The following is a 2,390-nucleotide window of genomic DNA, read 5'->3' as shown; positions in this document are numbered from 1 at the left end:
AGCCCAGGGTTTGCAGGGGCAGCCCCGCCCTGGGCTACCCCACCCTCGCGCTGTGGGGGGCGGGGCTGCCCCTGCAAACCCTGGGCTTCCTCCAGGCCGACCCCCGCTGGGTCGCGCTGGGGGGCGGCCTGGTGCTGCTGGGGTTGCTGCTCTTCGCCGGGCACCTGGCGCTGGCCTTCCGGCGGGCCTCGAGGTGGAGCCCCGTCGCCACCGCGCTGGCTTGGGTGAGTTTCTACCTGGCCCTCACCCCCCTGCTGGGGATGCTGCAAGCCCTCACCCTGCGCTACGGCCTCTACGACCCCGAGCGCATGGCCGGGCACGTGCTGGCCGGGCTGGTGGGCGTGTTCCTGCTCTCGATCCTGGGCGTGGGGCACAAGCTCGTCTCGATGTTCACCCTCAGCCACGGCACCGACGAGGGCGTGCTGGGGCTGCTGCTGTGGGTGCTCAACCTGGGCCTGCTGGGGCTGGCCCTGGGGCAGCCGATGGGCCTGGGCCTGCTGGCGCTGGGCCTCGCGCTGGCCTTCTACGACACCTGGCGCGTCCTGCGCCACCGGGTCAAGCGGGCGCTGGACGTGGGGGTGCGGCACTACCTGGCCGGGCTGGCCTTCCTGCCGCTTTCCCTGGGGGCCCTGCTCGCCGCCGAGCCCCTGCGGGCCGGGCTGTGGTTCGGCCTGGGCTTCTTGGGGCTGGTGGTGAGCGGCATGCTCTACAAGATCGTGCCCTTCCTGGTCTGGACCCAGCGCTACGCGCCCCGGGTGGGCCTCGAGCCCGTCCCCGCCCTCAAAGCCATGCTGCCCGAGCGCGCCGCCGACGCGGCGGGGCTGCTGCTCGGGCTGGGCGCGCTGCTGACGCCCTTCTGGCCGCCCGCCCTGTGGCTGTGCACGGCCGGGGCCCTGCTGTGCGCGTACGCCCTCGAGGAGGTGCTCCGCCCGTGAACCCCTTGGAAGAACAAGCCCGCCGCCTGCTCAGCCAGGTCTACGACCCCGAGCTCGGCCTCGACGTGGTCAACCTCGGCCTGATCTACGAGATCCGGGTCGAGCCCCCCGCCGCCCACGTGCGCATGACCCTTACCACCCCCGGCTGCCCCCTGCACGAGTCCATGCAGGAGGCCGTGCGCCGGGCGCTCACGGGGCTCCCCGGCGTCGAGAACGTGAGTGTCGAGCTGGTCTGGACCCCGCCCTGGACCCCGGCGCGCCTCTCGCCGGAGGCGCGCAAGGCGCTGGGCTGGGGGTGAGGCGAGGTCGATAGCCGATAGCCAATAGTCGATAGCTGCGTTGGGCACGGCTGTCTAAGGGGTTTTGTCTTGTAGGGCCGGGTAGGCCCCCGCGGGCTTCTGCCACTGAAGGGGAAAACGGAGGGCGGGATCCCCGGGGGGATCCCGCCCTGGTCTGGTGGAGCTGAGGGGATTCGAACCCCTGACCTTCGCAGTGCGATTGCGACGCGCTCCCAGCTGCGCTACAGCCCCTCGCCCGCGCTCACTATCTTAGCGGGGGCGGCGGGGGCTGTCTAGCCTTCCTTGACCCGGACCTCCACGCGGCCCTTCTTGTCCTTGACCTCGAGGCGCGCCTTGCCCTTGCCGCGGCGGTACTCGGCCTTGTAGCTGCCCTTCTTGTACTCGTACTTCACCCGCTGCCAGCCGCGCGCGCGCAGGTCGCGGTCGTGGTAGCCGAAGACGGGCTCGAGGCGGCTGGTCTGGTAGACCACCACCACGCCCTGGGGCTCGGGGAAGCGCTGCACGACGACGAGGTTGGGCACCAAGGTGATGCGCAGCTCGGCGCTGAGGGTGACCGAGGGGCCGTAAAGGGTGATCTGCTGGGCCAGCGACAGCGAGCCCAGCGCCAGGAGGAGGCACACGAACCAGCGTTTCATGAGACCAGCCTAGCCCGGCGGGGGTAAACCGCGGGTGTGAGGGGGGTAAACGGAGGGTTGACGCGGCACGAACGGGAAATTTGAGTAAAATGAAGACCAATGAATTCCGACGCCTGGGAAATTCTGGCCGAGCCTTTCGCCGTGGGTGAAGTGCAGTGGCGGGTGGAAGCCCTCTCCAAGGACAAGCGCCGGGCCATGGTGGTGCCCTACATCGACGCGCGCAACGTGCTCGACCGGCTCGACGAGGCGGTGGGGCCGGAGGGCTGGCAGGACAGCTACGAGGTGCTCGCGGCGCAGGAGGGCAGCTTCGCGGTGCGCTGCCGCCTGAGCGTGCTGGGGGTCTCGAAGGAGGACGTGGGCGAGGGCGAGAGCCTCAAGGCCGCCTTTTCCGACGCCCTCAAGCGCGCAGCCGTCAAGTTCGGGGTCGGGCGCTACCTCTACCGCCTCGAGAAGCAGTGGGTCGACCACGACCCCGACACCGGGCGCTTCACCCCGCCCCACATCGACGGCCACCCCCAGCC

The 2,390-nt window shown here is 70.7% G+C and carries 4 protein-coding genes and 1 tRNA gene; 3 read left to right on the top strand and 2 right to left on the bottom strand.

The features are described from left to right. On the top strand, window positions 1-935 hold a 935-nt coding region (locus Mterra_RS20585; RefSeq protein ID WP_119316787.1), incomplete at its 5' end, for a hypothetical protein. Then, window positions 932-1,234: a metal-sulfur cluster assembly factor gene (locus Mterra_RS20580; RefSeq protein ID WP_119316786.1), complete on the top strand. Its 303-nt coding sequence runs from the start codon at window positions 932-934 to the stop codon at window positions 1,232-1,234. The genes Mterra_RS20585 and Mterra_RS20580, both read left to right, overlap by 4 nt. A gap of 155 nt (window positions 1,235-1,389) precedes the next feature. On the opposite strand, the gene Mterra_RS20575 is transcribed toward Mterra_RS20580, so the two are convergent. Both Mterra_RS20575 and Mterra_RS20570 read right to left on the bottom strand, forming a co-directional pair. Beyond that, window positions 1,390-1,465 (bottom strand) — tRNA-Ala (locus Mterra_RS20575). A gap of 41 nt (window positions 1,466-1,506) precedes the next feature. Then, complete coding sequence (locus Mterra_RS20570; protein ID WP_119316785.1) at window positions 1,507-1,869, bottom strand: hypothetical protein; 363 nt, start codon at window positions 1,867-1,869, stop codon at window positions 1,507-1,509. Between the two features lie 99 nt (window positions 1,870-1,968). Here Mterra_RS20570 and Mterra_RS20565 point away from each other — a divergent pair. After that, window positions 1,969-2,390: Rad52/Rad22 family DNA repair protein (locus Mterra_RS20565; protein ID WP_119316784.1), on the top strand; the 422-nt coding region annotated here is incomplete at its 3' end.

Origin of the sequence: Calidithermus terrae, assembly GCF_003574345.1 — a bacterium.
Lineage (GTDB): Bacteria > Deinococcota > Deinococci > Deinococcales > Thermaceae > Calidithermus > Calidithermus chliarophilus.
Note: the sequence above shows the minus strand (reverse complement) of the source record. Positions and strands in the feature narration are given on the sequence as shown.